The 25,009-nt window shown below is 68.9% G+C and carries 27 protein-coding genes and 1 pseudogene; 8 read left to right on the top strand and 20 right to left on the bottom strand.

Annotation, left to right across the window (positions count from 1 at the left end):
* From VTU_RS0102415 to msrA, 3 genes are all read right to left on the bottom strand, one after another.
* Positions 1–512, bottom strand: a 512-nt coding sequence (locus VTU_RS0102415; RefSeq protein ID WP_010100386.1) for an ABC transporter ATP-binding protein, incomplete at its 3' end; no start/stop codon positions are given.
* Positions 509–928, bottom strand: coding sequence for a Fur family transcriptional regulator (locus VTU_RS0102410; protein WP_029554036.1), 420 nt, complete (start codon positions 926–928; stop codon positions 509–511). The genes VTU_RS0102410 and VTU_RS0102415, both read right to left, overlap by 4 nt.
* A 120-nt stretch (positions 929–1,048) precedes the next feature.
* Positions 1,049–1,585: a peptide-methionine (S)-S-oxide reductase MsrA gene (gene msrA / locus VTU_RS0102405; RefSeq protein WP_010100383.1), complete on the bottom strand. Its 537-nt coding sequence runs from the start codon at positions 1,583–1,585 to the stop codon at positions 1,049–1,051.
* A 326-nt stretch (positions 1,586–1,911) separates the two neighbouring features.
* Between msrA and VTU_RS0102400 the strand changes: the two genes are divergently transcribed.
* From VTU_RS0102400 to VTU_RS0102380, 5 genes are read left to right on the top strand one after another with little or no spacing between them, the layout of a single operon-like run.
* A complete protein-coding gene (locus VTU_RS0102400; RefSeq protein ID WP_010100382.1) occupies positions 1,912–3,090 on the top strand; it encodes an efflux RND transporter periplasmic adaptor subunit in 1,179 nt (392 codons plus the stop codon).
* 6 nt (positions 3,091–3,096) lie between these two features.
* Positions 3,097–6,294 carry an efflux RND transporter permease subunit gene (locus VTU_RS0102395; RefSeq protein WP_010100381.1) on the top strand — a complete coding sequence of 1,066 codons (3,198 nt, stop codon included), beginning with the start codon at positions 3,097–3,099 and terminating at the stop codon, positions 6,292–6,294.
* A 45-nt stretch (positions 6,295–6,339) separates the two neighbouring features.
* Entirely contained in the window at positions 6,340–7,047 is a 708-nt protein-coding gene (locus VTU_RS0102390) for a protein-L-isoaspartate O-methyltransferase family protein (RefSeq protein ID WP_010100380.1), read from the top strand.
* Positions 7,048–7,056: 9 nt separating this feature from the next.
* The gene (locus VTU_RS0102385; protein WP_010100379.1) at positions 7,057–7,395 is read left to right on the top strand and encodes a rhodanese-like domain-containing protein; all 339 of its coding nucleotides are present in this window, start codon (positions 7,057–7,059) and stop codon (positions 7,393–7,395) included.
* 55 nt (positions 7,396–7,450) lie between these two features.
* Positions 7,451–8,782, top strand: a complete 1,332-nt coding sequence (locus tag VTU_RS0102380) for a TolC family outer membrane protein (RefSeq protein ID WP_010100377.1) — start codon at positions 7,451–7,453, stop codon at positions 8,780–8,782.
* Here VTU_RS0102380 and VTU_RS0102375 read toward each other — a convergent pair.
* From VTU_RS0102375 to argH, 3 genes are all read right to left on the bottom strand, one after another.
* Positions 8,772–9,971 (bottom strand): alpha-hydroxy acid oxidase, encoded by a 1,200-nt coding sequence (locus VTU_RS0102375; protein WP_010100373.1) that lies wholly within the window; start codon positions 9,969–9,971, stop codon positions 8,772–8,774. The genes VTU_RS0102380 and VTU_RS0102375 overlap by 11 nt on opposite strands.
* Positions 9,972–10,011: 40 nt before the next feature.
* On the bottom strand, positions 10,012–12,297 hold the full coding sequence (locus VTU_RS0102370) for a bifunctional diguanylate cyclase/phosphodiesterase (protein WP_010100371.1): 2,286 nt from the start codon (positions 12,295–12,297) through the stop codon (positions 10,012–10,014).
* A 138-nt stretch (positions 12,298–12,435) separates the two neighbouring features.
* Positions 12,436–13,926: an argininosuccinate lyase gene (argH, locus tag VTU_RS0102365; protein WP_010100369.1), complete on the bottom strand. Its 1,491-nt coding sequence runs from the start codon at positions 13,924–13,926 to the stop codon at positions 12,436–12,438.
* Positions 13,927–13,979: 53 nt separating this feature from the next.
* Between argH and VTU_RS0102360 the strand changes: the two genes are divergently transcribed.
* Positions 13,980–15,167 (top strand): sensor histidine kinase, encoded by a 1,188-nt coding sequence (locus VTU_RS0102360; RefSeq protein WP_010100367.1) that lies wholly within the window; start codon positions 13,980–13,982, stop codon positions 15,165–15,167.
* On the top strand, positions 15,148–15,897 hold the full coding sequence (locus VTU_RS0102355; RefSeq protein WP_010100365.1) for a LytR/AlgR family response regulator transcription factor: 750 nt from the start codon (positions 15,148–15,150) through the stop codon (positions 15,895–15,897). Before VTU_RS0102360 ends, VTU_RS0102355 begins: the two co-directional genes overlap by 20 nt.
* 21 nt (positions 15,898–15,918) lie before the next feature.
* Here VTU_RS0102355 and VTU_RS0102350 read toward each other — a convergent pair whose 3' ends face one another.
* From VTU_RS0102350 to VTU_RS30545, 3 genes are all read right to left on the bottom strand, one after another.
* Positions 15,919–16,686, bottom strand: a complete 768-nt coding sequence (locus VTU_RS0102350) for a Nif3-like dinuclear metal center hexameric protein (RefSeq protein ID WP_040891715.1) — start codon at positions 16,684–16,686, stop codon at positions 15,919–15,921.
* Positions 16,687–16,758: 72 nt separating this feature from the next.
* On the bottom strand, positions 16,759–17,067 hold the full coding sequence (locus tag VTU_RS0102345; protein ID WP_010100361.1) for a type II toxin-antitoxin system RelE/ParE family toxin: 309 nt from the start codon (positions 17,065–17,067) through the stop codon (positions 16,759–16,761).
* On the bottom strand, positions 17,067–17,369 hold the full coding sequence (locus VTU_RS30545; protein ID WP_010100359.1) for a ribbon-helix-helix domain-containing protein: 303 nt from the start codon (positions 17,367–17,369) through the stop codon (positions 17,067–17,069). Before VTU_RS30545 ends, VTU_RS0102345 begins: the two co-directional genes overlap by 1 nt.
* Before the next feature lie 186 nt (positions 17,370–17,555).
* Here VTU_RS30545 and VTU_RS0102335 point away from each other — a divergent pair, with 186 nt between their 5' ends.
* Positions 17,556–18,698 (top strand): S1C family serine protease, encoded by a 1,143-nt coding sequence (locus VTU_RS0102335; RefSeq protein ID WP_010100357.1) that lies wholly within the window; start codon positions 17,556–17,558, stop codon positions 18,696–18,698.
* Positions 18,699–18,701: 3 nt separating this feature from the next.
* Here the strand turns inward: VTU_RS0102335 and tatC are convergent, their stop codons facing one another.
* The 11 genes and pseudogenes from tatC to VTU_RS0102285 form a co-directional block, all read right to left on the bottom strand.
* The gene (gene tatC, locus VTU_RS34605) at positions 18,702–19,496 is read right to left on the bottom strand and encodes a twin-arginine translocase subunit TatC (RefSeq protein ID WP_010100355.1); all 795 of its coding nucleotides are present in this window, start codon (positions 19,494–19,496) and stop codon (positions 18,702–18,704) included.
* 297 nt (positions 19,497–19,793) lie between these two features.
* Positions 19,794–20,015: pseudogene (tatB, locus tag VTU_RS34600) on the bottom strand (Sec-independent protein translocase protein TatB); the annotation flags it as partial.
* A 28-nt stretch (positions 20,016–20,043) separates the two neighbouring features.
* Positions 20,044–20,286 carry a Sec-independent protein translocase subunit TatA gene (tatA, locus tag VTU_RS0102325; RefSeq protein WP_010100353.1) on the bottom strand — a complete coding sequence of 81 codons (243 nt, stop codon included), beginning with the start codon at positions 20,284–20,286 and terminating at the stop codon, positions 20,044–20,046.
* A gap of 24 nt (positions 20,287–20,310) precedes the next feature.
* Complete coding sequence (locus tag VTU_RS35940; protein ID WP_010100351.1) at positions 20,311–20,397, bottom strand: twin-arginine translocase TatA/TatE family subunit; 87 nt, start codon at positions 20,395–20,397, stop codon at positions 20,311–20,313.
* Between the two features lie 54 nt (positions 20,398–20,451).
* Complete coding sequence (locus VTU_RS0102315; protein WP_010100349.1) at positions 20,452–20,808, bottom strand: histidine triad nucleotide-binding protein; 357 nt, start codon at positions 20,806–20,808, stop codon at positions 20,452–20,454.
* A gap of 30 nt (positions 20,809–20,838) precedes the next feature.
* Entirely contained in the window at positions 20,839–21,867 is a 1,029-nt protein-coding gene (locus VTU_RS0102310; RefSeq protein ID WP_029554034.1) for a patatin-like phospholipase family protein, read from the bottom strand.
* Positions 21,860–22,249 (bottom strand): DUF4870 family protein, encoded by a 390-nt coding sequence (locus tag VTU_RS0102305; RefSeq protein ID WP_010100346.1) that lies wholly within the window; start codon positions 22,247–22,249, stop codon positions 21,860–21,862. Before VTU_RS0102305 ends, VTU_RS0102310 begins: the two co-directional genes overlap by 8 nt.
* Entirely contained in the window at positions 22,246–23,058 is an 813-nt protein-coding gene (hisIE, locus tag VTU_RS0102300) for a bifunctional phosphoribosyl-AMP cyclohydrolase/phosphoribosyl-ATP diphosphatase HisIE (protein WP_029554033.1), read from the bottom strand. Before hisIE ends, VTU_RS0102305 begins: the two co-directional genes overlap by 4 nt.
* A 68-nt stretch (positions 23,059–23,126) precedes the next feature.
* A complete protein-coding gene (gene hisF, locus VTU_RS0102295) occupies positions 23,127–23,927 on the bottom strand; it encodes an imidazole glycerol phosphate synthase subunit HisF (RefSeq protein ID WP_010100342.1) in 801 nt (266 codons plus the stop codon).
* A 42-nt stretch (positions 23,928–23,969) separates the two neighbouring features.
* On the bottom strand, positions 23,970–24,710 hold the full coding sequence (gene hisA / locus VTU_RS0102290; RefSeq protein ID WP_010100340.1) for a 1-(5-phosphoribosyl)-5-[(5-phosphoribosylamino)methylideneamino]imidazole-4-carboxamide isomerase: 741 nt from the start codon (positions 24,708–24,710) through the stop codon (positions 23,970–23,972).
* A gap of 37 nt (positions 24,711–24,747) precedes the next feature.
* On the bottom strand, positions 24,748–25,009 hold a 262-nt coding region (locus VTU_RS0102285; RefSeq protein WP_010100338.1), incomplete at its 5' end, for a glutamine amidotransferase-related protein.

The following is a 25,009-nucleotide window of genomic DNA, read 5'->3' as shown; positions in this document are numbered from 1 at the left end:
GCGTCGTCGTCCAGGCTCGCCGTGGGTTCGTCGGCGAGCAGCAGGCGCGGCGCCCGCAGCACGGCGCGCGCCAGGGCCACGCGCTGCGCCTGCCCGCCGGAGAGCTGGTGCGGTTTGCGCGCGGCCAGCGCGGCCACGTCCAGCTGCGCGAGCGCACGGGAAATGGCCGCGGCGTCGCAGGGCAGCCCGGCGGCAAAGTAGACCAAGCCCAGGTTCTCGGCGACGCTGAGCGCGCCGCTCAGGTGCAGCTTCTGGGGCAGGTAGCCGATGGTGCGCGCGCGCCAGGCGTCGAGTCCGGCACCGCGCAGCCCGCCCAGTTCCTGGCCCGCGACGCACAGCTCCCCTGCCGCCGCGCGCCGCAGGCCCGCCACCAGCGCCAGCCAGGTTGACTTGCCCGCGCCCGAACGCCCGCGCAGCAGCAGCGTTCCGCCCGGTTCCAGGTCCAGGTCCGCAAAGCGCAGCGGCGCGGCGCCGCCCGCATGGGAAAAACAAAGACCGCGCGTGCGGATCATGCGGACGCACCTGCGGACGGATGCGCGCAGCCCACGCAGCGGCCGCGCACCGCAATCTCCACGGCCAGGTTCTCATGCCCCGCCGTGGCCAGCGCCTCCAGCACCGGCCCGAGCGCGCTGTGCACGCGCGCGCAGCCCTGCGACAACTGGAAGTGGCGATGGCAGTCGTCGCATTCGAACCGGGGGCGCGCGGCGCCCTGCGGCGCGAGTGCGAAGCGCATGACGCGGGCCGCGTCCACCTGCCGGTGCAGCACACCGGCGGCGGCAAAGCGATCGAGCATGCGGTACACGGTGACCCGGTTCACCGGCGCGCCGGCAGCGGCCAGGCCCGCCTCCACCTGCGCCTCGGACAGCGCGGCGTCCGGTTGCTGCGCGTACAGCTGCGCGAGCGCCCGCGTGGCCCGGGTGGCGCGCATTCCGGGCGGCAGCGTCCAGGGCGCGCGCATGGGCGCAGGGGTGGAGGAGGAGGGGGCGGGCATGGCGCGGTGACTCGTTAATGCAATCGGATTGCATTATGTCTTCCGCGAACGCGGCGCTCAATTCCTGATGTAACGCGCAAAGCGCTGGCGCAGCTTGTCCACCTTGGGGGCCACGACGAACGTGCAGTAAGCCTGTTGCGGGTGGTGTGCGAAGTAGTCCTGGTGGCAGTCCTCGGCCGCGCTGTAGTTCGTCAGCGGCTGCACCTCGGTGGTGATGGGGGCATCGAACAGCCGGTCCTGCTCCAACTCGCGGATCACGTCGCGGGCGATGGCGCCGTGCTCGGGGTCGTCAAAATAGACACCGCTGCGGTACTGCGGTCCCACGTCGTTGCCCTGGCGGTTGCGCGTGCAGGGGTCGTGCGTGGCAAAAAAGATCGCCAGCAACTCGCGCAGGCCGATGACGGCGGGATCGAAGCGCAGGCGTACCACCTCGGCGTGGCCGGTGTCTCCCCGGCAGACCTGCTCGTAGCTCGGGGCCGGGGTGTTGCCGTTGGCGTAGCCGCTTTCCACATGCGCAACGCCGCGCACCCGCCCGAAAACGGCTTCGGTGCACCAGAAGCAGCCGCCGCCCAGGGCAATGGTTTGCAAGGCCATGGTGTTTTTTGATGGAGGTTTCTCAGAGCCCGCCATTATGCGGGCGGCAACCGGACAGCGGACCTGCCACCCCTCTCTGCGACCTGGTTCCGGGGGGCTTGCCACTCGACACGGTGGCCCTGACCCGGACAAACATCCAGGGCTGGGAAACACTGCGGGTAATGGTCTGCAAAGTCATGGGGGGTTTTGACAAACGTTTACCAAAAGGTTGACAAGCTTGGTAACGATGACCCGTGCAGGCCGTTACACTCGCCGCGCTTTGTGTGCAATCGTGCGCCGCACCGTACCCGGCCTCTCCTTCCCCCTTTGCGCCCGAGTCTGTGACCATGAAACGCTGGATTCCCTGGATGGCGGCAGCCATCGTCCTGGTTTTGCTTGGCGGCGGCGTCTGGCGCACCCTGGCCGAGCGGCAGGCGCAGAGAAAGGCCCTCGCGGACGCCGCGGCGCAGCGCGGGCAGGCGCCGCTGCGGCTGGAGGCCGGCGAGCTGCTGTTCGTGCAGCGCAAGAGCCTGCCGCTTGAGGTGCCCGTGTCCGGCTCCTTGCACGCGCTGCATTCGGCCATGGTGAAGGCGCGCGTCGGGGGCGAGCTTCAGGGGCTGACGGTGCGCGAGGGCGACAGCGTGCGCGCGGGCCAGGAGGTCGCGCGCATCGACCCCACCGAGGCCCGCGCCCGGCTGCGCCAAGCGCAGCAGCAGGCCGACGCGGCCAAGTCCCAGGTCGATATACAGCAGCGTCAGAACGACAACAACCAGGCGCTGGTCGAGCAGGGCTTCATTTCGACCACGGCCCTGGCGACTTCGCAGGCCAATCTGGACGCGGCCCGCTCGAACCACCAGGCGGCGGTTGCGGCCGCCGACGTGGCGCGCAAGGCGCTCGACGACACGGTGCTGCGCAGCCCCATCGACGGGCAGGTCGCGCAGCGGCTCGCGCAGCCGGGCGAGCGCGTGGCGGTGGACGCGCGCATCGTCGAAGTGCTCGACATCGCGCACCTGGAGCTTGAGGCGCTGCTCAGCCCGGCCGACGCCACGGCCGTGCGCGTGGGCCAGCAGGCACAGCTGGTCATCGAAGGCGCGCCCGGCCCGGTGCCCGCCAGCGTGGTGCGCATCAGCCCCAGCGCCCAGGCCGGCAGCCGCACCGTGCCGGTCTATCTGCGCGTGGACCCGTCGCGCGCCGGGGCGCCGCTGCGCCAGGGGCTGTTTGCGCAGGGTCGGCTCGAGACGGGGCGCGCCGAACTGCTGGCCGTTCCACTGGACGCGGTGCGCACCGACAAGCCCGCGCCCTATGTGCAGACGCTCAAGGACGGTCAGGTGCGGCATGTGCAGGTCAGGACCGCAAACCGCGCCGTGGTTGACGGGCAGACGCTGGTGGCGGTCGAGGGGGTGGCCGAGGGAACGCCGGTGATCGCGGGCCACATCGGTGCGCTGCGCGAAGGCACGGCCGTCTCCAGCGCTGCAGCGGCAGCCCCTGCGCGGCCCCCGGCGGCCGTATCGCGCACGACGCCCTGACGCGCCATGTGGTTCACCAAGGTCAGCCTGAAGAACCCCGTGTTCGCCACGATGGTGATGCTCGCCATCGTGGTGCTGGGTGTCTTCTCCTACCAGCGGCTCAAGGTCGAACAGTTTCCGAACGTTGACTTTCCCATCGTCATCGTCATTGCGGACTACCCCGGTGCGGCGCCCGAGATCGTCGAGAGCGAGGTCACCAAGAAGATCGAGGATGCGGTGAACTCGATCTCGGGAATCAGCGCCCTGACCTCGCGCAGCTACGAGGGCACGTCCGTGGTGAGCGTCGAGTTCCAGCTGTCCATCGATGGCCGCAAGGCCGCGGAAGACGTGCGCGAGAAGGTGGCCTCCGTGCGCCCGCTGCTGCGCACCGAGGTCAAGGAGCCGCGCGTGCTGCGCTTCGACCCGGCGAGCCGCCCCGTGTGGTCGCTCGCCGTTCTGCCCGAGGACGGGGCCGGCGGCAGCGCCCGCAGCGCGATGGAGCTGACCGCCTGGGCCGAACAGACCCTCAAGAAACGCCTGGAAAACGTGCGCGGCGTGGGCGCGGTGAACTTGGTGGGCGCGACCCGGCGCGAGATCAACGTCTACCTGAACCCGCAGGCGCTCGAGGCCTTTGGCGTGGCGCCCGAGCAGGTGGTGAGCGCCGTGCAGAACGAGAACCAGGACCTGCCCTTGGGGGCCATCCGCTCGCTGACGCAGGAGCGCTTGCTGCGCATCGACGCCCGCATGCAGCGCCCCGAGGACTTCGGCCGCATCATCGTGGCGCGCAGGAATGGCGCGCCGGTGCGCCTGGAGCAGGTGGCGCGCGTGCACGACGGCGCGCAGGAACTCGAGGACCTGGCGCTGTACAACGGCCAGCGCACGCTGCTGCTGACGGTGCAAAAGGCGCAGGATGAGAACACCATCGAGGTGGTCGATGGCCTGAACGCCGCCGTCGCCGAACTGCGCAATGAGTTGCCGCCGGGCGTGCGCCTGGAGGCCGTGGGCGACACCGCGCGCCCGATCCGCGTGGCCGTGAACAATGTGCGCCACACGCTGATCGAAGGCGCGGCGCTCACGGTGCTGATCGTTTTCCTGTTCCTGAACTCGTGGCGCTCGACCGTGATCACGGGGCTCACGCTGCCGATTGCGCTGATCGGCACCTTCCTGTTCATGCACCTGTTCGGCTTCAGCATCAACATGATCACGCTGATGGCGCTGAGCCTGTGCGTGGGCCTGCTCATCGACGACGCGATCGTGGTGCGCGAGAACATCGTGCGCCACGTGCAGATGGGCAAGGGCGCTTACGCCGCTGCCATGGACGGCACGCAGGAGATCGGCCTGGCGGTGCTCGCGACCACGTTGTCCATCGTCGCCGTGTTCCTGCCGATCGGCTTCATGGGCGGGATCATCGGCAAGTTCTTCCACGAGTTCGGCATCACCATCGTGGTCGCGGTGCTGCTCTCGATGTTCGTCAGCTTCACGCTCGACCCGATGCTCTCGAGCGTCTGGCATGACCCGAGCATCCATGTCCCCGGGCAGCGTGCCGCGCCCCGCACCTGGTACGACAAGAGCATCGGCCGCGTGACCGGCTGGTTCGAATACGCCACCGAGGCGCTGGCCGAGGGCTACCAGCGGATCCTGCGCTGGTCGCTGCTGCACAAGATCGCCACCCTGGCGATCGCGCTGGGGACCTTTGTGCTGAGCCTCTTCATGCTTCCGCTGCTCGGCACCGAATTCGTCCCCAAGGCCGATTTCTCGGAAAGCGTCATCACCTTCTACACCCCCGTGGGCTCGTCGCTCGAGGCCACCGAGGCCAAGGCGCGGCAGGTCGAGGGCGTGCTGCGCGCGCTGCCCGAGGTGCGCTACACGCTGACCACGATCAACACCGGCAACGTCAAGGGCAAGAACTACGCGGGCATCTTCGTGCGCCTGGTGGACCGCAAGGAGCGCAGCCGCAGCGTGGAGCAGATGTCCGGCGTGCTGCGCGAGCACCTGGCGCAGGTGGCGGGAATCACCGTCACCCACGTCGGCCTGCTGGACCCGGTGGGCGGGCAAAAGCAGATCGAGTTCTCGCTCAAGGGCCCCGACCAGCAGGAGCTCGAGCGGCTCGCCGCACGCGCCGTCGAAAATCTGCGCGGCATCCCCGGGCTGGTGGATCTGGACAGCAGCGCCAAGCCCGCCAAGCCCGTGATCGCGCTCGAGGTCCGGCGCGACGCCGCGTCTGACCTGGGCCTGGACCTGGCCCGGATGGCCGCCGCGCTGCGCACCCTGGTGGCCGGCACCCTGGTGGGCAGCTGGCGCGCGCCCGACGACCAGACCTACGACGTGAACGTGCGCCTGGCCCCTGAGGCGCGCAGCACCGTGGAGGACCTGGAGCGCCTGCCGTTTGCGTTCACGGCGACCGACGGCAGCACGCGCATCGTGCGGCTGAACCAGTTGGCCCGCGTCGTCGAATCCACGGGCGCGAACCAGATCACCCGGCGCGACATGACCCGCGAGGTGGCCGTGAACGCGAACACGGCGCAGCGCGCGGCGGGCGAGGTGTCGGCCGACATCAGAGAGGCGCTCGATGCCATGGTCTTTCCGCCCGGCTACCGCTACCAGTTTGGCGGCTCCACCAAGAACATGGCCGAGTCGTTCGGCTACGCCACCTCGGCGCTGGTGCTGGCCGTGATCTTCATCTACATGATTCTGGCGAGCCAGTTCAAGAGCTTTTTGCAGCCGCTGGCGCTCATGAGCTCGCTGCCGCTCACGCTCATCGGCGTGGTGCTGGCGCTGCTCGTATTCCACTCCACGCTGTCGATGTTCTCCGTCATCGGCGTGGTGATGCTCATGGGCCTGGTGACGAAGAACGCCATCTTGCTGGTGGACTTTGCGATCCGCGCGTGCCAGGAGCACCTGGACGATCAGGGCCGCAGCGTCGCCGGCCTGCCCCGGACCGAGGCTCTGCTGCTCGCCGCGCGCGTGCGGTTGCGCCCCATCATCATGACCACGCTGGCCATGATCTTCGGCATGGTGCCGCTGGCGTTCGCCCTGTCCGAGGGCTCCGAGCAGCGTGCGCCCATGGGGCAGGCGGTGATCGGCGGGGTGATCACCTCGTCGCTGCTCACGCTGGTGGTGGTTCCCGTGGTGTATTGCTATATGGACGATCTCGCGCGCTGGGCGCTGCGCGGCTTCAGGCGCGCTGCGGCGGCGGCGCCTGATGTGCGCGAGGCAGGACACTAGAATCGAGGGCTCGAGCCGCCCGCGCCCCACCCCTGGAAAAATCCCATGAGCATGCCCCTGAACATGTCCGCCGACGGCAGCGACCCCGCGGCCCTGGCCCGCTACCACATGATCGAGCAGCAGATCCGCCCCTGGAGCGTGCTCGACGCCGGCGTGCTCGGCCTGCTGGCCAGCGTGCACCGCGAGGACTTCGTTCCCGCGGTCTACCGCGGCATGGCGTTCATGGACCTGGAGATCCCGCTGCCGGGCGGCGACGCCGAGGACGCCCTGGGCCGCTGCATGCTGGCGCCGCGCGTCGAGGCGCGCATGCTGCAGGACCTGCAAATCCGGCCCAGCGATCGCGTGCTCGAAATCGGCACCGGCAGCGGCCACATGGCGGCCCTGCTCGCGCGCAGCGCAGCGCAGGTGATCACGCTCGAAATCGTCCCTGCGCTCGCCGATATGGCGCGCGAAAACCTGCGCCGCGCCGCGATCCACAACGCCGAGGTGCGCCAGGCCGACGGCGCCCGCGACCCCATTGCCGGCGGCCCCTTCGACGTGATCGTGCTCAGCGGCTCGGTGGCCGAATTGCCCGCAGAGTTGCTCGCGCAACTTGGCGACGGCGGCCGCCTGGGCGCCATCGTGGGCAGCGAGCCGATGATGCGTTTTTGCGTTGCGCGCCGCACGCACGGGCGCGTGGAGACCAGCAGCCCCTGGGACACCTGCGCGCCGCGGCTGCTGCATTTCCCCGAGCCATCGGGCTTTGCGTTCTGACACCCGGCCATGATCGATCACGTCCGCCCCGCCCAATTGCCGGCCTGGTTTGCCGCCGCAGGCGATGGCCGACCTATGGTGCTGGACCTGCGCGAGCCCTGGGAGCGGCAAACCGCGAGCGTGCGCGCCCAGGGCTTCGAGCTGTGCGCCATCCCCATGGGCGAACTGTCCGCGCGGCTTGCCGAACTCGACCCGGAGCGCGCCGTCGCCTGCCTGTGCCACCACGGCGCGCGCAGCCTGCGCGTGGCCGCGTTTTTGGAGCAGCAGGGCTTTGCGAAGGTGGCGAACGTCACCGGCGGAATCGACGCCTGGTCGCAGGAAAGCGACCCCGGCGTGCCCCGCTACTGACGGGCTGCTGCGCACGACACACGCCCCGGCTGCGCAAACCCATGCGAAGAAACCCATGACCCTGCCCCGCACTCCCGTCCTGGCGCTCGCGCTCCTGGCCGCAGCGCTGTGCGCCCCGGCCCGGGCGCAGAGCCTGTTGCAGTTGCTCGAATCGGCCCGCGCCTACGACACCGCCTGGCAATCGGCCCGCGCCCAGTTCGACGCAGCGCTGCACCGCGCCGAACAGGCCCGCGCCGGCCTGCTGCCCAGCGCCACGTTGAGCAGCGGCGCGAACCGCGTTGACGCGGCCCTGAGCCGCCCCCTGGTGGACAACACCGGAACGACGCAGACGCTGGGCCTGAGCGCGTCCCAGCCGCTGTACCGCCCGGCCAACCGCATCACCCTGGAACAGGGCCAGCGCGGCGTGGACATGGCGCAGGCGCAGTGGGACGCGGCCGTGCAGGACCTGCTGCTGCGCGTGAGCCAGGCCTATTTCGACGTGCTCGCCGCGCAGGACAGCCTGGGCTTCGTGCAGGCGCAAAAGACCGCCGTCTCGGAGCAGCTGGCGTTCGCCAAGCGCAACTTCGACATCGGCGCCACCTCCATCACCGATTCCCGCGAGGCCCAGGCGCGCTACGACTTGGTCGTGGCGCAGGAGATCGCCGCCGAAAACGACCTGCGCGTGAAACGCCTGGCGCTGGACCAACTCGTGGGCAGCAGCGGCGCCCGGCCGCAGCCACTGGTCTGGCCCGTGCAACTGCCCGGCGTGCAGCCCGACGACGTGAGCGCCTGGGTCGATAGCGCGCGCGCGCAGCAGCCCGCGGTGCGCCAGGCGGCCTCGGCCCTGGAGAGCGCGCGCCTGGAGACCCGCAAGGCGCAAACCGGCCACCTGCCCACGCTGGACCTGCAAGCGGGCTACACCATCACGCGCAACCCGAACGGCACGATCTCCGCGCCCGGCGTGAACAGCCGCCTGCGCAACGCCAGCCTGGGCGTGGCGCTGAACCTGCCGCTGTTCTCCGGCTTTGCCGTACAGAACCGCATCAAGGAAACCCTGGCGCTCGAAGAAAAAGCCACGACGGACCTGGAGACCGCGCGCCGCAGCGCAGCCCAGGCGGCGCGTGCGGCCTTCTTTGGCGTGCAGTCGGGCAGGGCCCAGATCCAGGCCCTGGAGGCCGCCGAAGCGTCCAGCCAGAGCGCGCTGGACGCGAACAAGCTCGGCTACCAGGTGGGTGTGCGCATCAACATCGACGTGCTCAACGCGCAAAGCCAGTTCTTCCAGACCCAGCGCGACCTGGCCCAGGCGCGCTACAACCTGCTGCTGGGAACGCTCAAACTGCGCCAGGCGGCCGGCACGCTCTCGCAGCAGGACATCGAGGCGGTAGACGCGCTGCTGCTCAGGCCCTGAACGAATCAACGAATGCATTCCGGGGTGCGCCCGGATGGCTGCCCGGCAACAGGATCGACGCGTCCACGCGCTCGATGTCGGTCTGGCCGCAGAACGCCATGGTGATGTCCAGTTCCTTGTGGATGATTTGCAGCGCGCGCGTCACCCCGGCCTCGCCGAAGGCGCCCAGGCCGTAGAGAAAACTGCGCCCGATCAGCGTGCCCCGCGCGCCCAGCGCGCGGGCCTTGAGAACGTCCTGCCCGCTGCGGATTCCGCCGTCCATCCAGACCTCGATGTCCTTACCCACCGCAGCGGCAATTCCCGGCAGCGCGGCGATCGACGAGGGCGCGCCGTCGAGCTGGCGGCCGCCGTGGTTGCTCACGATGAGCGCGTCGGCGCCGGTGTTCGCGGCCAGGCGCGCGTCCTCGGCGTCCATGATTCCCTTGAGGATCAGCTTGCCGCCCCAGCGCTTCCTGATCCATTCCACGTCGCCCCAGTTGAGCCGGGGGTCGAACTGCTCGGCGGTCCAGGCGGAGAGCGCGGACAGATCCCCCACGCCCTTGGCGTGGCCGATGATGTTGCCGAAGCTGCGGCGCTGCGTTCCCAACATGCCCAGGCACCAGCGCGGCTTGGTCGCCAGATTGATGAGGTTGCGCAGCGTGGGTCGGGGCGGCGCGGACAGGCCGTTTTTCACGTCCTTGTGCCGCTGCCCGAGGATTTGCAGGTCCAGCGTGAGCTGCAACGCCGAGCAGTTCGCGGCCCGCGCGCGGTCGATCAGGCGTTCGATGAAATCGCGGTCGCGCATCACGTACAGCTGGAACCAGAAGGGGTGGCGCCCCGTGTGTTCGGCGATGTCCTCGAGCGAGCAGATGCTCATGGTCGATAGCGTGAAGGGAATGCCGAAGTCTCGCGCCGCGCGCGCGCCCAGGATTTCGCCGTCGGCGTGCTGCATGCCGGTGAGCCCCGTGGGCGCGATCGCCACCGGCATGGCCACGTCCTGCCCGACCATGGTCGTGCGGGTGCTGCGGTTCTCCAGGTTCACGGCCACGCGCTGGCGCAGCCCGATGCGCTGGAAATCGGCCGCGTTCGCGCGGTAGGTGCCCTCGGTGTACGAGCCCGAATCGGCATAGTCGTAGAACATGCGTGGCACGCGGCGCCGGGCCATGGCGCGCAGGTCTTCGATGCAGGTGATTTTGCTCAGGTCGGGCATGGGGAGACTCCAGAAAGGGTTGCGCTCTCGCAGCGCGCGATCATGCACCGCCTGCGTTCGAGGCCGCGGGCGGCGCCGCGTCGGCGAGCACGGACAGGGGTTCGGCGCCCGGCCCCTGGTAGAGCATGAAGCGCATGCGCCCGCCGCGCTTGGCGACGTACATGGCGCTGTCCGCATGGCGCGAGAGCGTGTCGAAGCTGTCCCCATGCTGCGGATACAGCGCGATGCCGCCGCTCACGCCGATGCGCAGCGGCTGCCCGGCCAGGTCGAAGGTCCCTTCGCAGGACGCCAGGATCTTGCGCGCCACGGCGCACGCGGGCGCCTCGCCGTCGAGCCCCGGGAGCAGCACCGCGAACTCGTCCCCGCCCTGGCGGCACACCGTGTCCGACGCGCGCACGGAAGCCTTCAGGCGCCGCGCGACCTGCACCAGCAGCAGGTCGCCCACGGCGTGCCCCAGGCTGTCGTTGACCTGCTTGAATCCGTCGAGGTCCAGGTACATCACGGCCAGCGACCTGCCGTCGCGGCGCGCCTGCGCGATGGCCAATTGCGCCCGGTCCTGCAGCAGCACCCGGTTCGGCAGGTCGGTGAGCGCGTCGTGCTGGGCCAGGTGCGCCATGCGCTCGGACATGGCGACCGTCTGCGTCACGTCGCGCAGCACGGCGACGGCGCCGGTCACGCAGCCCTGGCGGTCGGTGATGGGGCTGGCGGTTTCTTCCACCGTGAAGCGCTGCCCCGTTTTGCGGTGCACGACCACGCCGCGCATCAGGCCCAGGTCGGCCCGCTCCTCGATCACCGTGTGCAGCCGGCGAATCCTCGCGCCGTCCGGGCTGCGCAGGCTGACGACGGCGTCCACGTCGCGCCCCGATGCGTCGCCGCACGACCATCCGGTGAGGCGCTCGGCCACCGGGTTCAGATAGCTCACGTGGCCCTTGGCGTCGGTGCACACCACGGCGTCGCCGATGGATTGCAGCGTCAGGCGCATGCGCTCTTTTTCGTCGAACAGCTCGTTCTCCATGCGCTTGCGCTCCGAAATGTCCGTGATCTGCACGAAGATTCCGCGGATCCGGCCACTGCCGGGTTCGGGGTCTGGCAGGTACGAGGCCAGGGTGTGGCGCGTCTGGCCTCGCCCGTCGGTGAGGGTGCGCTCGAACAGCTGGGGCTCGCCGTGCAATGCGCGCTCCAGGAAGGGCCGGTCCTGGCCGAACAGCGCTTCGCCGAGCAACTCGCTGGCGTGCATTCCGCGCAGTTTTTCGGGCTGCATGCCGAACCATGCGACGTAGGCCTGGTTGACGAAGCGCAGGCGCAGCAGATGGTCCCAGTAGCCGATCATCGAGGGCATGTTGTTCAAGATGGTGCGCAGGTCGTGCTCGGCCTCGTGCAGCCGCGCCGAGACCTGCTGGCGCAGGCGCAACTCGCGCACGAACAGCAGCGCCAGCCCCACGCAGCCGGCCATGAGCAGCGCGGTGAAGGCGCCCAGGACCAGGGCGCTGCGGTACCACCGGGCAGCGATGGTTTGCGTGGACTGGGCCACGTCGAGGACCAGCGGGTAATCGCCCAGACGGAGAAACGAGTGCAGGTGCTGCACGCCGTTGGACGGGGCCGCGTCCACGAAGCTGCCGCTGTTCTGCGCCTGAAAATGCGCGAGCATGACGGGGTCTGCGGCGGGGTGTCCAGGGTTCGCGTTTTCATGGGGAAAGCGCGCGATCACGGTGCCGTCCAGGCGAAACAGGGTGACTTCGCTGTCGGAGCCCAGATTCAGGGTGCCAAACAATTCGTCGAGATAGCGCAGAAACAGGACGCCGGAAACCACCCCGGCAAAGCTGCCGTCCGGGTGGTGGTAGGCCCGCGCCATGGGCAGGATGTTCTGGTCCGAGAGGCGCGAGAGGGTGGACTTGCCGATGTACAAGCCCTTGTGTCCGCCCGATTTGAAGGCCAGGAAGAACTCACGGTCCGCAAAGTTGACCTTGCGCGCAGAGAGACTCGCCGAGTCGAGCACCGCATCGCCGCGCGCGTCGAGCACCAGAATGTCGCTCACCCCGCGCGTGTGCGGTGAGTGGTCGAACACCACGCGCGCGCGCAGCGCGGGCGGCAAGGCCCAGACGTCGGGCCGGCTCACCTCGCGGGCCACGCCGTCGATCGATTTGTCATACGACTCCAGCGACCCGCTCAGCCCATGGCCCAGGGTCCGGGCCAGGCTGTCATTGGTTTGGCGTGCGTAGTCCCACTTGTCGCTGCGGATGGTCCAGATCGCATGGGCGAACAATGCGCCAATCCCCAGGGAGACCAGCAGCGCCAGCCAGATCAGGCGGTGGGGGAAAGGGCGCATGGCAGGGCAATGGCGGCGACGATTGGTAAGAATTCTAAGAGTGATGCAGCAAATGTGTTTCGGGATAAGGGCCCGCGCGAGGCCGGATCCTGCGGGCTGTTGTTGGCGCCCCACTGGGGCAAGATGCGCAGCGTCCGGTCACTGCGCCAGACGCGCCCGGTGGTGGGCCAACTGGGCGCGCACCTGCGCGGGCGCCGTGCCCCCCGGCGTGTTGCGCGCAGCGAGCGAACCGCGCAGGCTCAGCACCTCGTACACGTCTTTTTCGATCTGCGGGTGAAAGCCCTGGAGCACGCTCAGCGGCAGTTCCGACAGGTCGCAGGCATGCGCTACGGCTGCCTGCACGGCGTGGGCAACGGTTTCGTGCGCGTCGCGAAAGGGCAGACCTTTGCGCACCAGGTAGTCGGCCAAGTCGGTGGCCGTGGCGTAGCCCTTGCGCGCGGCCTGCTCCATGGCGGCGGCGTTCACGGTGATTGCGCCCTCCTTCCTGCCGCTGGCGGGGTCGGTCTCGCCGCCGACCATCTCGGCAAAGATGCGCAGCGTGTCCTTGAGCGTGTCCACCGTGTCGAACAGGGGCTCCTTGTCCTCCTGGTTGTCCTTGTTGTACGCCAGGGGTTGGCCCTTCATCAGGGTCAGGAGTCCCACCAGGTGGCCGAACACGCGCCCGGTCTTGCCGCGCGCGAGTTCGGGCACGTCGGGGTTCTTCTTCTGCGGCATGATCGACGAGCCGGTGGTGAAGCGGTCGGCGATCCGGATGAAGCCGAAGTTCTGGCTCATCCAGAGGACGAGCTCCTCCGAGAATCGGCTCACGTGCACCATGCACAGGCTCGCTGCGGCGCTGAACTCGATGGCGAAGTCGCGGTCGCTCACTGCGTCCAGGCTGTTGCGGCACAGCGCGGGCAAGCCGCTCGCGTCCACCATGCCCAGCGTGCGCGCCACGCGCTCGCGGTCCAGCGGGTAGCTGGTGCCGGCGAGCGCGGCGCTGCCCAGCGGCAGCATGTTCACGCGCCGGCGCACCTCCTGCATGCGCTCGGCGTCGCGCGCAAACATCTCCACGTACGCCAGCAGGTGGTGGCCAAAGCTCACGGGCTGCGCCACCTGCAGGTGGGTGAAGCCGGGCAGGATCACCTCGGCGTTCTGCTCGGCCAGGTCGAGCAGCGCGCGTTGCAGCTCCCCGAGCAGGCCGACGATCAGGTCGATTTCGCCGCGCAACCACAGGCGCAGGTCGGTCGCCACCTGGTCGTTGCGGCTGCGCCCGGTGTGCAGGCGCTTGCCGGCGTCGCCCACCAGCTGCGTCAGGCGCGCCTCGATGTTCAGGTGCAGGTCTTCCAGATCGAGCTTCCAGGCAAACGCGCCGGATTCGATCTCGGATGCGATCTGCGCCAGGCCGCGCCCGATGCTCGCATGGTCCTGCTCCGAGATCAGGCCCTGCGCGGCGAGCATCTCGGCGTGCGCCAGGCTGCCCGCGATGTCCGCGCGCCACAGGCGCTGGTCGAAGAACACGCTGGCGGTGTAGCGCTTGACCAGATCGCTCATGGGCTCGGAGAACAGCGCGGACCAGGCGCGGGCCTTGGTCTCGAGCTGGTTCGCGGGCGCTGCGCAGGCGTCTGTATTGGCTTGGGTTTTGGGCATGGGAGGGGAATAATCCGGTGGTGTCCAGACACCCGGGTCGCCCGGATGCCGCAATGCAAAGCAGCCAGATTTTATCGACCCCGCAGCCGGATTCGACCCCGCCCGGAGCCGGCCTGCGCGGCGCCTGGCCCGCGGGGAGGCCGGTGCTGGTGTTCGACGCCTGCCAGCTCGGCGTGGTGCTGCGCGCCGTGCTGTTCGTGGAACTGGTGGTGGGCGTGGGCGCCCTGTTCGAATCGCGCAGCCTCGGCGAGTGGAGCATGACCCTGGCGCTGCTGACGAGCGGCACGCTGCCCGCGACCCTGGTGTGGCTCATCACCGCCTGTAGCCTGAAGACCGTTTTGCAGCGCCTGCGCACCGCGCAGCAATACGTTGCGGGCGTGCTGCTGGGGGCCCTGGCCGGCGTCTACGCCTGCGCCATGCTGGCGCTGGTGGGCATGACGGACGCGCCCCCCTGGTCGGCCAGCGCCGCTGCGGGGAGCCTGCTGGCGGCGTTGCTGGTGACGGCGCTGGTGCTGCGCGCGCGCGGGCGCACGCCCGCGGCCACCACGGCGCGCCTGGTCGAGTTGCAGTCGCGCATCCGCCCGCACTTTCTGTTCAACACCCTGAACAGCGCGATTGCGCTGGTGCGGCAGGAGCCGGCCCGGGCCGAAGCGCTGCTCGAAGACCTGAGCGACCTGTTCCGCCACGCGCTCGTGGAACAGGGCGAGTCGATCACCCTGGCCGAAGAAATCACGCTCGCGCGCCACTATCTGGCGATCGAGGCGGTGCGCTTTGGCGCGCGCCTGCAGGTGCAGTGGCAGTTGGACCCGCGCGCCGATGGCACCCGCCTGCCCCCGCTGCTGCTCCAGCCGTTGGTGGAAAACGCCGTCAAGCATGGCATCGAACCCGACCCGCGCGGCGGGCGGCTGTGCGTGCGGACCGAACTGCGCGGCGACCGGGTGGTGGTGCGCATCAGCAATACCCTGCCTTCGGGAGAAGAGCGAAACGGCGCGCGCGAGGGCCGCGCCGGCCATGGCATTGCGCTGGCCAACGTGCGCGCCCGGCTGGCGCTGCTGCACGACGTGCAGGGTGGGTTCAGCGCCAGCGTGCGCGACGGCCTGTACCAAGTGCGCATTACCCTGCCCGCCGCCGATCCCCCAAGAACCCGCCAGCGCCCGGCCCCGGGAAGGGGCATATCCCCGCGCGGCGCCGCAGCCACCGCAGAGCCTGCCCCCATCGACCATGAACATTCTTATCGTTGACGACGAGGCCCTGGCGCGCAGCCGCCTGCGCAGCCTGCTGACCGACTGCGCCGAGACGCAGCACGGAACGCTGGCCGAGGCCGCGAACGCCGCCGAAACGATGGCGCGGCTGGGCCCCACGGGCGGGAGCGCTTTTGACCTGGTGCTGCTGGACATCCACATGCCCGGGCTCGACGGTCTGGCCCTGGCGCACCAGCTCAGGGCCCTGCCCCGGTCCCCGGCCGTGGTGTTCGTGACGGCGCATGCCCGGCACGCAGTGAGTGCGTTCGATCTGGAGGCCCTGGACTACCTGACCAAGCCCGTGCGCCGCGAGCGCTTGCTGCAGGCCTTGGCCAAGGTGCAACGCAGCGCGGGCGCGGGTGCTCCCGCGGCTGCCGCGGGCGTGCCCGACGGCGAGTCCCTGCTGATTCAGGACCGGGGCCGCACCGAGCGCCTGCTCTTGGACGAGGTGCTGTATTTCAAGGCCGAGCAAAAGTACGTGACCGTGCGCACCACCGTGCGCAGCTACATCGTGGACAGCGCGCTGAGCGAATTGGAGGCCCGGTTCGCGCCACGCTTCATGCGCATCCACCGCAACGCGCTGGTGGCACGCCGCGCCATGCGCGCCCTCGAAAAGCACTACGACTCCGAGGAAGGGGAGGGTTGGGCCGTGCGGCTCCAGGGTTCGACCGAACTGCTCGCCGTCTCGCGCCGCCAGGTCGCGGCGGTGCGCAAGGAACTGGCCCGGTAGAAGCCCCCGGGCGGCGGCTGGCTACGCCGGGTTGTCGATCTCGATGAACTGGTGCCATAGCCCGAACTGCGCGGCCACCTGCGCCGCCACCGCGGGTGCGCCGTAGCGCTCGGTCGCGTGGTGCCCGGCAGCGATGAAGCCCACGCCCATCTCGCGCGCCAGATGCGCCTGGGGTTCCGAGATTTCTCCGGTGATGAAGGCGTCGGCACCGGCTGCGATGGCCGCTTCAAACCAGCCCTGCGCGCCCCCCGTGCACCAGGCCACACGGCGGATGGGGCGCGGCGGCACGCCGTCCATGGCCAGCGGCTGGACCAGCGTCACGGCGCGCCCCAGGGCCTGCGCCACATGGTCCGCAAGGGCCTGGGCATGCGCAAACGCCGCGGGCGCCGCAAAGCCCAGGTCCTGCTCGCCAAAGCGCGCGTCGGCGCACAGGCCGAGCACGCGGCCGAGTTGCGCGTTATTCCCCAGATCGGCGTGCGCGTCGAGCGGCAGATGGTAGGCGAACAGGTTGATGTCGTGCGCCAGCAGCAGTTGCAGCCGCTGCTTCATCCAGCCGGTCACGCGGCCATCCTGCCCGCGCCAGAACAGGCCGTGGTGCACGAACAGGGCGTCCGCGCGCGCGGCGATCGCCGCCTCGATCAGCGCGCGGCTCGCGCTCACGCCGCTGACGATGCGCGCGATCCCGGCCCTGCCCTCGACCTGCAGGCCGTTGGGGCCGTAGTCCTGGAAACGCCCGGGTTGCAGCAGGCTGTCAAATGCCTGCAGAAGTTGGGAACGGGGGATGCTCATGCTCTTGTACAAAAAGTGGGATTTTCATGGAACCGATGCGAGCTACATATAGCGTGCTCATCGTCTGGCTCATCAGCCGTCATCGCTCCCAGGCCCGGGCAGCAGCATGGGCAGGTCGCGTGCACCATGCACGATGCGCTCGACCCTGACGGTGTCGCCGACGACGCGAAACAGGATTACGTAGCGGTGTATGGGAACGAGGCGGACTTCTGGTCCGATGTCCGGGCGCAGACGGTATCGCAACGGGTATTCGGCGAGCTTGTGGCACTGCGTCCGGATTTCGCGCACGAAGGAAACCGCGCGCGCCGGGTTGTCTGCTGCAATATGGTCGCCGATGGCCTGCAGGTCGTCCTCGACGAACGCGGAGAACGCGAGCTGCATCAGCTGCGCAGTGCAGCGCCGCCGTCGATCATCGCTTGGTACCTGTGCTCCAGACGGTCCAGCACGGCGTCGGCGGCCACCGGGGGGCGTGGGTCGTTGAGTGCTTGCTGCCACAGCTGGCGCAGTTCGTCCGGGCCTTGCTGGCGCTGGCGCTTGTCATTCCAGTCGCGCAGCGCGTCGCGGATCAGCTCGCTGCTCGATGGATACTCGCCGGCCTCCACGGCATGGCGCACCAGGGTGGCGATTTCCGGCGGCAGGGCAATGCTGAGCTTCTCGGCGGGGGGGATGGTAACGGTAATCATGGCACATGCACTCCTGTCCTGTCCTGCGGCCGATGGTAGCAATGATTCATGCCGCGTGCACTGCCCGGGACCCGAACGGGAATGCCTCCCCGCGCATTGAGGGAGAATGCGCCCTGGGAGACGGTCCTGGCCGGCGCACTGGCAAAACCCTCTCCTGCATCTCCACCACCTGTACACCAAGATTCCATGAAGCGCATCTGGCTGTTGTTTTCCCAGGCCGTGACGGTATTCGTTGCCGCCTACTTCGTCGTCGCCACCCTGCAGCCCGAGTGGCTGGGCCGGGTGGCGACGCGCTCCGGCGCGGGGATCGCATTGCTGGAGGCCCCCGCCACCCCGGTGCTGCAGCCGGTCGCCGGCAGTTTCAGCGCGGCGGCGCGCAAGGCCGCGCCCGCCGTGGTCAGCATCAATACCAGCAAGGAGGTGCGCCACCCGCGCAGCAACGACCCCTGGTATCAGTTCTTCTTTGGCGACCAGGGCAGCCAGGCGCAGGCCGGGCTGGGCAGCGGCGTGATCGTCAGCCCGGACGGCTATGTCCTCACGAACAACCATGTGGTCGAGGGCGCTGACGAGATCGAGGTCACGCTCACCGACAGCCGCCGCACCCGTGCCCGTGTGATCGGGACCGACCCGGACACCGATCTGGCGATCCTGAAGATCGAACTCGACAAGCTGCCGGTCATCGTTCTGGGCAATTCCGACGGGCTGAGCGTGGGCGACAGGGTGCTGGCCATCGGCAACCCCTTCGGCGTGGGCCAGACCGTGACCAGCGGCATCGTGAGCGCGCTGGGCCGCAGCCAGCTGGGAATCAACACGTTCGAGAACTTCATCCAGACCGACGCGGCCATCAACCCCGGCAACTCGGGCGGCGCGCTGGTGGACGTGAACGGCAACCTGATGGGCGTGAACACCGCCATCTATTCGCGCTCCGGCGGCAGCATGGGAATTGGCTTTGCGATTCCGGTGTCCACGGCCCGCCTGGTGCTCGACGGCATCGTCAAGGACGGCCAGGTCACGCGCGGCTGGATTGGCGTGGAGCCCAACGAGCTCTCGCCCGAGTTGGCCGAGACCTTTGGCGTGAAGGCCACCGAGGGCGTGATCATCACCGGCGTGCTGCAGGACGGTCCGGCCGCGCAGGCGGGAATGCGTCCCGGCGACGTGATCGTGCGTGTGGACGGCAGGAACGTGCGCAACGTGCCCGAACTGCTGAGCGCCGTGGCGGCGCTCAGGCCCGGGACCGCATCGGCATTCGACGTGCGGCGCGGGGACAAGTCGGTGGACTTGCGCATCCAGCCCGGTGCCCGCCCGCGGCCACAGCAGCGCAAGCGCTGATCGTCACGACGAGGCCGTGCTCTCGCTGTCCGCGTCGGGCGCCCGGGTGTGCTTGATGAAGAGCTGCGCGGCCCAGATGCCGACCTCGTACAGCAGGCACATGGGGATGGCCAGGGACAGCTGCGAGACCACGTCGGGCGGGGTCACGATGGCCGCGACCACAAAGGCGAGGACGATGAAATAGCCGCGGAATTCGCGCAGCTTGCGCACGCTCACGAGGCCCATGCGCGCGAGCACGACCACGGCGATCGGCACCTCGAACGCCAAGCCGAAGGCCAGGAACATCGACAGCACGAAACCCAGGTAGGCCTCGATGTCGGGCGCGGCCGTGATGCTCTTGGGCGCAAAGCTCTGGATGAAGGCGAACACCTGGCCGAACACCAGGTAGTAGCAAAACGCCACGCCGACGAAGAACAGCAGCGTGCTGGAGATCACCAGCGGCAGCACGAGCCTTTTCTCGTGCGTATACAGGCCCGGCGCCACGAAGGCCCAGACCTGCCACAGCACAAAGGGCAGGGCCAGCATGAGGGCCGACATCAGCAGGATTTTGAGCGGCACCATGAAGGGCGAGATCACCGAGGTGGCGATCAGCGTGGCCCCCTTGGGCAACTGCGCCACCAGGGGCGCGGCGAGAAAGTCGTAGAGCGCGCCCGGGCCGGGCAGAAAGAACAGGATCGCCGCCGCGATGGCGATGGCGACGAGGGCCTTGATCAAGCGGTCGCGCAACTCCATCAGGTGCTGCACGAACGGCTGCTCGGTGCCGGCGAGCTCGTCTTCTGGGGGTGGGGTTTCGGACATGTCGGGGGTTTTGCGGGCGGCTGGCTCGTCGCCCATGCGGCGCGCGGGGGACGCTGCGTCAGCGGGATTTTTTGGGCGGTGGCGTGCCACGCGGGCCGCACCGGACTGGGCCTTGCTGCGCACGCCGTTCCGGGCCTTGTACCACCGGGGAGTGGCCCCACGCTTGAGGCGCCAGTTCTTCCCCGGGTGCCTGTACGCCGGCACCACGGCAGATTGCTCCTGCGGGGCGCTGTCCGTGCTGCCGACGGCATCGGCCCAGTCTTTTTCAAACGCGCTGGCGCCGGCCTGCAGGGATTGCTGCACGTCGCGCGCGCTGTCCTCCACCTGATCCTTCATCTTCTTGAGCTCGTCGAGCTCCATGGACCGGTTGACCTCGGCCTTCACGTCGGCCACGTAGCGCTGCGCCTTGCCCAGCAGGGCGCCGACCGTGCGCGCCACGCGCGGCAGCTTTTCGGGGCCGATGACGATGAGCGCCACCGCGCCGATGAGCGCCATCTTGGACAGGCCGATATCGATCATGGATCAGGCGCAGGGTGTGGCTGGCCGCTCAGTCTGGCTGCTTGGCCTGGACGTCGATGGTGGTTTTTCTGTCATCTGCCGTCTGGTTGTTTGCGACCTGGCCTGGGGCGGGGGGCGCGGGGGCCTCGGCAGAGCCGTCCTTCATGCCGTCCTTGAAGCCCTTGACGGCGCTTCCAAGGTCGGTGCCCATGTTCTTGAGCTTCTTGGTGCCAAACACCAAGACGACGATCAGCAGCACGATCAGCCAGTGCCAGAGGGAAAAAGAGCCCATGGAATATCTCCTGACGAATTGCGGTCAATCCAGATTATCGAGATCCCTGGTGCCAAACACCAAGGCGACGATCAGCAGCAGGATCAGCCAGTGCCAAATGGAAAAGCCCATGGAATACCTCTTGACGAATTGCCCCCATTCTAGCCAGGGGCGGTGACGACGGATTCAGCCCTTGAGCCAGGGACGGGGGCCGCCGATGACGTGGATGTGCAGGTGGTGGACTTCCTGCCCGCCGTCACGCCCCGTGTTCACCATCACGCGAAAGCCGCCCTCGGGGTACGGGTTGCAGCCCTGCTCCAGCGCCAGCTGCGGCGCCAGCGCCAGCATGCGCCCGAGCAGGCCCGCGTGCTCCATGGTGACCTGCGCCATCGAAGGCAGGTGCAGCTTGGGGAGCATCAGAAAATGCACCGGGGCCCAGGGGTGGATGTCGTGGAAGGCGAAAATCCCCTCGTCTTCGTAGACCTTTTTCGAGGGAATCTGGCCGGCGATGATTTTGCAGAAAAGGCAGTTTGGATCGTGCATGGTGGGTAGGGCAGGGGGGTGCTGTTCGCGCTACGCATTGTCTGCGATCCGGATGCTCGGGCGCACCCCCACGTCCTGGCGGTGCGCTTGCAGCCATTCCTGCCCGGCCGTGCGGCCCAGCGCAAACAGCTTGCGCACAAAGGCCAGGTCCGCGCGCATCTTGCTGTCGGCGCCAAACGGCATGAGCACCGAGCCGCCGTCGATGCGGTGCATGCGCACGTTCTTGTAGCGCTGCGGGTCGAGCTTGCCCTCGGCGAGCAGGCGGCGCACGAATTCGATGGCACGCAGTTCGGCCAGCAGGCTGGCGTTGAAGGTGACCTCGCTGATGCGCTCCATGATCTCGGGCCCCGAATGCGGCAGTTCCAGGTGCGTGATGGGGTTGATCTGCACCAGCAGGATGTCGCAGGTCTGCGTCTGGTAGATCAGCGGGTGCAGCGCGGGGTTGCCCGAGTAGCCTCCGTCCCAGTAATGCTCGCCGTCGATCTCCACGGCCTTGAACAGCAGCGGCAGGCAGGCGGACGCCATGACCGCGTCGACGCTCAGGCGGGGGCCGAAGAAGATCTGGCTGCGCCCGGTGCGCACCTTGGTGGCGCAGACGAATACCTTGGGCCCCCCGGGTGCGCCGCGCAGCAGGTCGAAGTCCACCTCGTGCTCGAGCAGGCTGCGCAGCGGGTTGATTCCCAGCGGGTTGGTCTGGTAGGGCGAGAGCCATTGGCGCACCATGCCGATGACCGGGTTGGTGGCCGACATGGGCAGCCCCCACATCAGGCTGCCCAGCGTGCCCACGCCCTCCCACAGCCGCGTGAGCGCCTCGCGCGCCAGCGCGCAGCCGGCCTGGTGCGCTTCCTGCGGGTCCTTGTGCTGCTGCGCGGCCTGGGCGAAACCATGCGCCAGGGCGACGGCGTTCATGGCGCCGGCGCTGGTGCCGCTCACACCGTCGAACTGCCACTGTCCGTCTTCGAGCAGCGCGTCCAGAACGCCCCAGGTGAGCGCGCCGTGCGAGCCACCCCCTTGCAATGCCAAGTTCAGGCGCATGGGCGCCTTTGCCGATTCAGTCATTCACGACGGCCCGGCCCGCGTGCATCGCCACCATGCCGCGCACGATGCGGTAGAGGAACCAGATGGAGACCAGGCACCAGGCGATCCATCCCGGCGCGACGAGCAGCAGCCACAGCGGCGCCGTGACGATGTACAGCAGCCCCGCCCAGAGCACCGTGCGGATGCGCCACGAGAAATGGCTCGCCTGCCAGCCGCCCTCGGCGTCGTCCTTCTTCACCAGGTCGAGCACCAGCGCAATGATCAGCAGCACCGCCCCCGGCTGCGCGCCGGGAACGACCGCGCCCACGGCCACGATCAGGTGCAGGATGTAGCTGAGCCAGCCGATGGCCCGCAGGTTCTGGGCCTTTTGCTCATGGTTATCCAAGTCGAAGATATCGGTCATGGGGAAGCGGCCTCCTCGGCGCTGCGCGCAAGCGCCTTGCGCAGGGACTTTTCCTCGATGCCGCTGCAGCCCGCGCGGCGCTCCAATTCGGTGAGCACGTCGGCGGGCGCCAGGCCGTAATGCGCCAGCGCGATCATCGAGTGAAACCACAGATCGGCCGTCTCGCGCACGACCCGGGACTTGTCGGCGCCATGCTCCACGTCCTTCGCGGCCATGACTACTTCGGTGGCCTCTTCGCCGATTTTTTTCAGGAACGCGTCCGGGCCCTGGTGCAGCAGGCGCGCGACGTAGCTCTTTTCGGGGTCGCCACCCTGGTCGGGCTTGCGGCTCTCGATCACGGCCGCCAGGCGCGCCAGCGTGTCCTGCGGGGCCGGTGCGGGGGCGTCATGGGAGCCATGCGAACGCATGCGCTGGCTGTAGATGGATTCGGGTTCTTTCAGCACCGGATCGACCGCCCGCCAGGCGCCGTCCTGCAGGACGCTGAAGAAGCAGCTGTGGCGCCCCGTATGGCAGGCGATGCCGGGTCGGTGGCCGTGCTGCGTGACTTCGAGCAGCAGCACGTCGCGGTCGCAGTCCAGGCGGATTGTGTGCACCGTCTGCACGTGGCCCGACTCCTCGCCCTTGTGCCACAGCCGGCCGCGCGAGCGGCTGAAGTACACGGCGCGGCCGAGTTGCGCCGTTTTCTCCAGCGCCTCGCGGTTCATCCACGCGAGCATCAGCAGGTCGCCCGTGCCCCGCTCCTGCGCGATTGCGGGCACCAGGCCTTGCGTGTCCCATTGCACTTCGTCGATCCAGTTCATGGGGCCGATTGTCGGCGATTTGGGTGCCACGGCGCAGCGCATGCCCGGTGCTGCCACGTCACCACGTCACCACGGCATCACAGCCGCACCGCAATCCCGCGTCCGGCCAGATGCTGCTTCGCCTGGCCCACCGTGTACTCGCCGTAATGGAAGATGCTGGCGGCCAGCACCGCGTCGGCGCCGCCGGTCTGTATGCCCTCGGCCAGATGCTCCAGGCAGCCCACGCCGCCCGAGGCGATCACCGGCACGTCCACGGCGTCGCTCACGGCGCGCGTGAGTTCCAGGTCGAAGCCGGCCTTGGTGCCGTCGCGGTCCATGCTGGTCAGCAGGATCTCGCCCGCGCCGCGCCGCGCCATCTCCCGGGCCCAGGCCAGGGCGTCGAGTCCCGTGTTCTTGCGCCCGCCGTGGCTGTATACGTCCCAGCCCGCGCCCACGGCATGGCCCTCGGCGCCGATGCGCTGCGCCTGCTCTGCCGAGCGGCGCTTGGCGTCGATGGCGAGCACGATGCACTGCGCGCCGTACTTGGCGGACGCGGCGTCGATCACCTGCGGGTCGGCGATGGCCGCGGAGTTGAAGCAGGTCTTGTCCGCGCCCGCGTTGAGCAGGCGGCGCACGTCCTGCACCGTGCGCACGCCGCCGCCCACGGTCAGGGGAATGAACACCTGGCTGGCCACGGCCTCGATGATGGGCAGGATCAGGTCGCGCCCGTCGCTGGTCGCGGTGATGTCCAGAAAGGTGAGTTCGTCGGCGCCCTGGTCGTTGTAGCGTGCGGCGATCTCGACCGGGTCGCCTGCGTCGCGCAGCGCGACGAAGTTCACGCCCTTGACCACGCGGCCCGCGGTCACGTCCAGGCAGGGGATGATGCGTTTCGCGAGCATGGCGGGTCGGGAGGGTGTCGCAGTCGCAGTATCTGCCCGGGCTCAGCCATTGAGCTCGTCGGCGCGTGCCTGCGCGGCGGCAAAGTCCAGATCGCCGCTGTAGATCGCGCGGCCGCAGATCACGCCTTCGACGCCCTCGTCCTCCACGGCGCACAGCTGCTCGATGTCGGCCATGTTCGACAGGCCGCCCGAGGCGATCACGGGGATGCTCAGCGCCTGCGCGAGCCGGACCGTGGCGTCGATGTTGATTCCCGAGAGCATGCCGTCGCGGCCGATGTCGGTGTAGACGATGGACTCGACGCCCCAGTCCTCGAACTTCCGGGCCAGGTCCACGACCTCGTGGCCGGTGAGCTTGCTCCAGCCGTCCGTGGCCACCTTGCCGTCGCGCGCGTCGAGTCCGACGATGATGTGGCCGCCGAAGGCGCTGCAAGCGTCCTTGAGAAAGCCGGGGTTCTTCACCGCAGCGGTGCCGATGATGACGTAGCGCAGGCCGTCGTCGATGTATTTTTCGATGGTGTCCAGATCGCGGATTCCGCCGCCGAGCTGCACCGGAATATCCTCGCCGACCGCCTGGACGATGGAGCGGATGGCGCCGTAGTTCTTCGGCATGCCGGCAAAGGCGCCGTTCAGGTCCACCAGATGCAGGCGGCGTGCGCCGGCGGCCAGCCACTGGCGCGCCATGGCGGCGGGGTTTTCGCCAAAGGTGGTCGATTGGTCCATGTCGCCTTGCCTGAGGCGCACGCAGTGGCCGTCCTTGAGATCGATGGCGGGGATGAGCAGCATGTGTCGGTTCGGGGGAGGGGAAGCGGGCGGGGAAGGGTCAGGGGTTCCAGTGCAGGAAGTTGCGGTACAGGGTCAGGCCCTGCTGCGCACTTTTTTCCGGGTGAAACTGCGTGGCAAAAATATTATCGCGGGCAATGGCCGCGGCGAACCAGCCGCCGTAGTCGGCCTGGCCCGCGCCGTGCGCTGCGTTTTGCACAGCGGCGTAGAAGCTGTGCACGAAGTAAAAATAGCTCAGGTCGGCAACGCCCGCCCACAGGGGGTGCGGCGTCTGGCGCACCGGGTTCCAGCCCATTTGGGGG

The sequence above is a fragment of the Verminephrobacter aporrectodeae subsp. tuberculatae At4 genome (genome assembly GCF_000193225.1).
Classification (GTDB): Bacteria; Pseudomonadota; Gammaproteobacteria; order Burkholderiales; family Burkholderiaceae_C; genus Acidovorax; species Acidovorax aporrectodeae.
Note: the sequence above shows the minus strand (reverse complement) of the source record. Positions and strands in the feature narration are given on the sequence as shown.

Excerpts from the sequence above, each read along its gene's own strand:
- VTU_RS0102350 (WP_040891715.1), bottom strand. The coding sequence starts at position 16,686 with ATGAGCATCCCCCGTTCCCAACTTCTGCAGGCATTTGACAGCCTGCTG.
- tatC (WP_010100355.1), bottom strand. The coding sequence starts at position 19,496 with ATGTCCGAAACCCCACCCCCAGAAGACGAGCTCGCCGGCACCGAGCAG.
- VTU_RS0102370 (WP_010100371.1), bottom strand. The coding sequence starts at position 12,297 with ATGCGCCCTTTCCCCCACCGCCTGATCTGGCTGGCGCTGCTGGTCTCC.
- VTU_RS0102345 (WP_010100361.1), bottom strand. The coding sequence starts at position 17,067 with ATGCAGCTCGCGTTCTCCGCGTTCGTCGAGGACGACCTGCAGGCCATC.
- VTU_RS0102360 (WP_010100367.1), top strand. The coding sequence starts at position 13,980 with ATGCAAAGCAGCCAGATTTTATCGACCCCGCAGCCGGATTCGACCCCG.
- VTU_RS0102400 (WP_010100382.1), top strand. The coding sequence starts at position 1,912 with ATGAAACGCTGGATTCCCTGGATGGCGGCAGCCATCGTCCTGGTTTTG.
- tatA (WP_010100353.1), bottom strand. The coding sequence starts at position 20,286 with ATGGGCTCTTTTTCCCTCTGGCACTGGCTGATCGTGCTGCTGATCGTC.
- VTU_RS0102310 (WP_029554034.1), bottom strand. The coding sequence starts at position 21,867 with ATGACTGAATCGGCAAAGGCGCCCATGCGCCTGAACTTGGCATTGCAA.
- VTU_RS0102380 (WP_010100377.1), top strand. The coding sequence starts at position 7,451 with ATGACCCTGCCCCGCACTCCCGTCCTGGCGCTCGCGCTCCTGGCCGCA.
- VTU_RS0102375 (WP_010100373.1), bottom strand. The coding sequence starts at position 9,971 with ATGCCCGACCTGAGCAAAATCACCTGCATCGAAGACCTGCGCGCCATG.
- argH (WP_010100369.1), bottom strand. The coding sequence starts at position 13,926 with ATGCCCAAAACCCAAGCCAATACAGACGCCTGCGCAGCGCCCGCGAAC.
- VTU_RS0102395 (WP_010100381.1), top strand. The coding sequence starts at position 3,097 with ATGTGGTTCACCAAGGTCAGCCTGAAGAACCCCGTGTTCGCCACGATG.
- VTU_RS0102315 (WP_010100349.1), bottom strand. The coding sequence starts at position 20,808 with ATGCACGATCCAAACTGCCTTTTCTGCAAAATCATCGCCGGCCAGATT.
- VTU_RS0102385 (WP_010100379.1), top strand. The coding sequence starts at position 7,057 with ATGATCGATCACGTCCGCCCCGCCCAATTGCCGGCCTGGTTTGCCGCC.
- hisA (WP_010100340.1), bottom strand. The coding sequence starts at position 24,710 with ATGCTGCTCATCCCCGCCATCGATCTCAAGGACGGCCACTGCGTGCGC.
- VTU_RS0102410 (WP_029554036.1), bottom strand. The coding sequence starts at position 928 with ATGCGCGCCACCCGGGCCACGCGGGCGCTCGCGCAGCTGTACGCGCAG.
- VTU_RS30545 (WP_010100359.1), bottom strand. The coding sequence starts at position 17,369 with ATGATTACCGTTACCATCCCCCCCGCCGAGAAGCTCAGCATTGCCCTG.
- msrA (WP_010100383.1), bottom strand. The coding sequence starts at position 1,585 with ATGGCCTTGCAAACCATTGCCCTGGGCGGCGGCTGCTTCTGGTGCACC.
- hisF (WP_010100342.1), bottom strand. The coding sequence starts at position 23,927 with ATGCTCGCGAAACGCATCATCCCCTGCCTGGACGTGACCGCGGGCCGC.
- VTU_RS0102335 (WP_010100357.1), top strand. The coding sequence starts at position 17,556 with ATGAAGCGCATCTGGCTGTTGTTTTCCCAGGCCGTGACGGTATTCGTT.
- VTU_RS0102305 (WP_010100346.1), bottom strand. The coding sequence starts at position 22,249 with ATGACCGATATCTTCGACTTGGATAACCATGAGCAAAAGGCCCAGAAC.
- VTU_RS0102390 (WP_010100380.1), top strand. The coding sequence starts at position 6,340 with ATGAGCATGCCCCTGAACATGTCCGCCGACGGCAGCGACCCCGCGGCC.
- VTU_RS35940 (WP_010100351.1), bottom strand. The coding sequence starts at position 20,397 with ATGGGCTTTTCCATTTGGCACTGGCTGATCCTGCTGCTGATCGTCGCC.
- VTU_RS0102355 (WP_010100365.1), top strand. The coding sequence starts at position 15,148 with ATGAACATTCTTATCGTTGACGACGAGGCCCTGGCGCGCAGCCGCCTG.